3 protein-coding genes are annotated in these 4,956 nt (G+C 40.6%); 1 reads left to right on the top strand and 2 read right to left on the bottom strand.

What is annotated here, in order from left to right:
• On the bottom strand, nucleotides 1-304 hold a 304-nt coding region (locus WSC_RS24275), incomplete at its 3' end, for a hypothetical protein (RefSeq protein WP_169315478.1).
• A gap of 58 nt (nucleotides 305-362) precedes the next feature.
• The gene (locus WSC_RS0114145) at nucleotides 363-3,149 is read right to left on the bottom strand and encodes a TonB-dependent receptor (RefSeq protein ID WP_016956596.1); all 2,787 of its coding nucleotides are present in this window, start codon (nucleotides 3,147-3,149) and stop codon (nucleotides 363-365) included.
• A 402-nt stretch (nucleotides 3,150-3,551) separates the two neighbouring features.
• Between WSC_RS0114145 and WSC_RS22930 the strand changes: the two genes are divergently transcribed.
• On the top strand, nucleotides 3,552-4,835 hold the full coding sequence (locus WSC_RS22930) for a family 43 glycosylhydrolase (RefSeq protein WP_202802008.1): 1,284 nt from the start codon (nucleotides 3,552-3,554) through the stop codon (nucleotides 4,833-4,835).
• Nucleotides 4,836-4,956: the final 121 nt, after the last annotated feature.

The raw sequence follows: 4,956 nt of genomic DNA, 5'->3' as shown, positions 1-4,956 counted from the left end.
TAAAGCGCCTGCCGCGGATAACGTTGCCAGCATCAGGCCAAGCTGTGTCTAACCCCCAAGTTTCTATTTTTTTGTCTACACCTTGGTCCGTGGTGTTAAAAGCGATTGTTCTGTCACTTTGCGGCTGTGCAATTATTGTTGTCGCGTCAGCCGCGACAACAACATCTGCTGAATCATTTGCTGTTGGTGGTTGAATATCAGCTTGGTTGTTTGCATCCTCTTCACCGTTGTTAACCTCTAGGCTAACACCACAAGCGGATAAACTAACTGCCAACGCAACAATTGAAAGTTTGTATGGAAACATTTGATTACCTCAATTTGTAGACATAGGCTCGCACAACGAGCCTATGTTAAGAAGAGTATTAGAAATTAAAGCGAATACCGCCGCCGTAGTAACGACCTTCGTCACGTACGTCTTGTGGGAAGCGGTAGCCGTTTTCAACTTCTGTGTAATTTCTAAATGGTCTGGCTAAAATATTCGCCATATCAAAATACACAGTGAAGTTATCACTAACCTCGTAACCAATTGAAAAATCTAAACGGTTGCGCGCTTCGGTTTTGTTTTGCGTGGCAAGTCCGTCGTCGGTTTCATCGTACCAATTCACCCAAGTGTCGCGCACATTATATGAAAGACGTGTTGAGAAGCCTTCACGCTCGTAAAATATCGCTGCATTGTAGGTATATTTTGACAAGCCGTTAATTTGCACGAACTCACCAAATGTACCATCTGCTTCTGGTATTCTTTGTTGACCTTCAAGTTTGGTCATATTTGCACTAATACCTAAATAATGCAGCGCAGTTGGCATGAAATCAAAATCAAAGAAAGTTTGACCACTGATTTCCCAGCCTTCCAATTTACCTTCACCCGCATTTTCAGGTCGATTCAGTCTAACAGTGCCATAATCAGGTGTTTCCACATAACGCGAATACCAACTGGTGAAACCCCATAGATCTTTGTAAAATGCTGCTGCACTCAGATAACCGCTGTCTGAGAAATAATATTCAAGGCTAACATCGTAGTTGTTAGATGTGAGTGATTTTAAATCTGGGTTACCACCAGAACCTTCTGCATCAAAGTCTGGCTCTTCCGCATTTGGATCTTCAAAGCCTGTATCAACGTTATTTCTTTGGGTGATATTTAATGCTGGATTTAAGTCGCCAAAATTAGGTTTAGTAACGGTTTGGGTATAACCTGCGCGTAGTTGTAGATCTTCGGTTAATTGTGCTCTGAAACTAAAATTAGGTAATACATCAGTAAATGCATACTCAGAGTGACGAGGTTCTAACGTTTTTACACCATCAGACCAAACCGTTGAAATACCGTCATTAGATCCCTCAGTTCGAGCTATACGTACACCTGCAAAAACATCAACACCAACATTACCGAGTTCAAAGAATGATTTGCTTTGCAAATAAACCGCATAGGTTTTTTCTTTGGCTAACCATTCATTTGCAGGATCGTTTTCAATTGGATTGTTCCATAATTCAGCGCCGACTGAATCGCCTTTTTCAACAAGTTTTTCGTAAGCAAAGTTTTGTAATTGTGCAGCATTACCAGCTATGCTGTTGCGGGTTGGCACCATATATTGAGTAAATCCTTGTTCCTTACTTCTGAACGGATTGTGCGACAATTGCATATCTAAATAATCCAGATCACTCATAGGAACATGTAAATCCCATAACCAAGCATAACGACTACCTTGACTTCTGGTTGCATCTCGATCGCTTAGTCGTACACCTGTTTCTATAGTGTGTAACCAATCGCCTAACCCTGTGTTAATGGTTGCATCTGTTCGCCATTGAAGACCAGAGCCACTCACATCAAACCTAGATTCGTAATAACCACGAATTTCATAAGTATTTGGGTCCATAATGTCCCAGTCATCACCTGTAGAGAACAATGAGCCATTATCACCATAAAAATCTGCATGAACTGTTGGGGAGAAACTTAAACCGCCATCTAAGCTCCATTGGTCATCGTTGTATTTACTATCTGTGTAGGCCAGATCTGTCTCTATAGTAACCCGGTCGCCAACCCATTTTGCACCTATAGCGTATTGGTAGGTATCTGTATTAGATGCATTTGTCGCGCGCCAAAATTCAGGTGGTAAACCGCCTGATTTAGTGACACTTTTTACTTCGGTATTGTTGCTACCGTCTAACATAACAATATTAGACAAGTTGACATCACCCGTTCCATTCAACCAGTCAAAAGCGCCCATATGGAACCAATAATTGTCTACCATAGTTCTACCTCGGTAACCTTGGTAGATACCATCAAAATAAACTTCTAGTTGGTCATTCGGACGCCATTGAATCGCCATATTCGCGGATGGGCGCCAGCGTTTACCTGAAGAGTTATACAAACCCACACGAGCAGGCAAAACAAAACCACCATCTTGATGCGGTTCTTCGATATTCCAATGTGATTGTGCTGTGTCAAACCAAGTCGCGTTGTAACGCACACCATTGTAGAACTCTGATTTGGCATAGGTAACATTGCCTAAAAAGCCAAATTCACCAAAGTCTGTATTCCAACGGTTTGAATATAAAAGATTGCCTGAAGGTGCGGTTTTTTCACTTTGGTCGTTATAACCTAGATGGAAACCACCTGCGATTTTTTCGCCTTCAAAGTCAAATGGTCGACGAGTTCTAACGTTAACTAAACCAGCCAAACCTGGCTCAACTAACTTAGCTGTGGCTGATTTGTATACTTCGATGCCTGCTAAAGCTTGTGCTGGAAAATCTTGCAAAGATGCACGGCGATTCTCTGCGGTAAAGAATTCACGGCCATTGTAGGTGGTGGTTACGTCAGGTAAACCACGAATAAGTACGGCACTCGCTTCATCGTTAAAGCGGTCGACTTGAATACCTGTTATACGCGCTAAACTCTCTGCTGCGGTTACGTCAGGTAATTTGCCTATGTCTTCAGCGACAACCGCATCGACAAAAGAATCTGAGTTCATTTTTATTTCTTGCGCTTTAATTAAGCTTGAACGTAAACCTTTAACTTCAATCGTTTCCGTGTCTTTTTCTTTCGCTTTCGCTTCTTCAGTTTGTTCTTGCGTCTCTTGTTGGGCATAAGCAGGTGCTAAAGCGGTTGCTAAAGCCAAGGTGAGGGCTGTGGGTAAAAAAGGAATGTTTCGCATTCTAATCTCCAATCAGTACGTTTTATTATTTGTAAATCGAATGCTAAATCAGCCAATTTTGTGAAATTGAACTGCTCTAGCGCTGTTTCCTATCAAACGAACGGATGAAACAAAACCGTAAAAAAATATGATTTATTGTTAAAAATATTTTTTGGCAGCTGCATCTTTAGAAAAAACGAATGGATGAAATTAAACCGTAAAAATAATCCTATGTTATTATTTTATATGGCTATTTCGTTAGCTGGTTGAGTGGAGGAAACCAAGGGCTTTAGATGAAAAATCTATGTGACTTTTTAGTGGAATTAAATTTCGCTTACGGTTTTTGGCTAGTTTTTCGTTTTTTATTAAAGCTTTTATATGATTTTTTTTGATTTAAATATTTGTTGGAGCGTTAACTTAGGTATGAAAACAAAATATACAATTGCAACTTCACTGGTGTTGGCGAGCGTGTTGCTTGCTTGTGGCCAGCAAGCTGTCACACCAACTGAACATAACAAACTAGTTACATTCGCCAATTCTTTGGAGATGCTGGCACCCAAATCAGCATCGACTCAAGTTAAACAGCTCAATGTTGCTGTTGATGAAATCGCGCAAACAATTTATTTGCCACTTAACCTTGGCACTGATTTAACTGCTTTTGATCCAGAATTTATCCTACCGACAGCGACTCAGTTGCAGCCAGTGGGGCCGCAAGACTTTAGCCAAGGGCCGGTAGACTATAGCTTTAGCCAAGGAACTGATATCAAAACTTACCGAGTATTTGCTCAGGCCGTCAATAACCCAATTGTTGAAGGTTATTACGCTGATCCTGAGATTATTTATTCGCAAAAACACGCAAAATATTTTTTATATCCAACAAGTGATGGATTCCACGGATGGTCTGGCACCCACTTTGAAACTTTCTCTAGTACAGATTTAGTTGAGTGGAGAAAAGAAGGCACAATTCTCGATTTAACAAAAGATGTCAGTTGGGCAAATAGAAATGCTTGGGCACCCAGTGCAATTGAAAAGCGCATTGACGGCCAGTATAAATATTTTCATTACTTTACGGCGGCACAAAAAATTGGTGTAGCAGTTGCCGACCATCCAGCTGGACCTTTTGTCGACTCAGGTAAACCTTTAATCGACTTCAAACCTGAAGGTATAACTTGGGGACAAGAGATAGATCCAGATGTATTTACCGATCCTATCTCAGGTAAAAGTTATTTGTATTGGGGCAATGGTTATATGGCTGTCGCAGAGCTTAATGCGGATATGCAAAGCATAAAAAAATCCACTATCAAAGTTATGACGCCTGATTCAACTTTCCGTGAAGGTGTTGAGGTTTTCTTTAGAAATAACAAATATTATTTTTTATGGTCAGAAAACGATACTCGTGAGCCTGGTTATAGAGTTAGATATGCAACAGCAGATTCGCCGCTGGGGCCATTAACTATACCAGCCGACAATTTAGTGATTGAACAAGATAAAGTTAAACAAATCTTCGCGACTGGGCACAACTCAGTTATCAACAAAGCAGGGACCGATGACTGGTACATTATTTATCACAGATTTAACCGGCCAAATGGACTTGTTATGGGTGGTGATGCTGGTTTTCATCGAGAGGTATGTATCGACAAGCTAGTGTTTAATGCCGATGGTAGTATTCGCCAAACTAAACCTACACTTGAAGGTTTAACCTACTAGCGAATTCAGTCATATTCTTACGGTTTTTTCTAATTTTTTCGTCTTATAAAGATGAAAATATTAAAAAATGGTGAGTTTATGACACGCTACACGCTTGGTTTAGATTACGGTTCAGATTCTG

It is taken from the genome of Catenovulum agarivorans YM01 (assembly GCF_000281085.1).
Taxonomy (GTDB): Bacteria; Pseudomonadota; Gammaproteobacteria; order Enterobacterales; family Alteromonadaceae; genus Catenovulum; species Catenovulum agarivorans.
The sequence above is the reverse complement of the archived record's forward strand: the minus strand, read 5'-3'. Positions and strand labels throughout refer to the sequence as shown.

Bases quoted from the DNA above. Each gene is read 5' to 3' on its own strand.
- WSC_RS0114145 (WP_016956596.1), bottom strand. From the start codon at position 3,149: ATGCGAAACATTCCTTTTTTACCCACAGCCCTCACCTTGGCTTTAGCA.
- WSC_RS22930 (WP_202802008.1), top strand. From the start codon at position 3,552: ATGAAAACAAAATATACAATTGCAACTTCACTGGTGTTGGCGAGCGTG.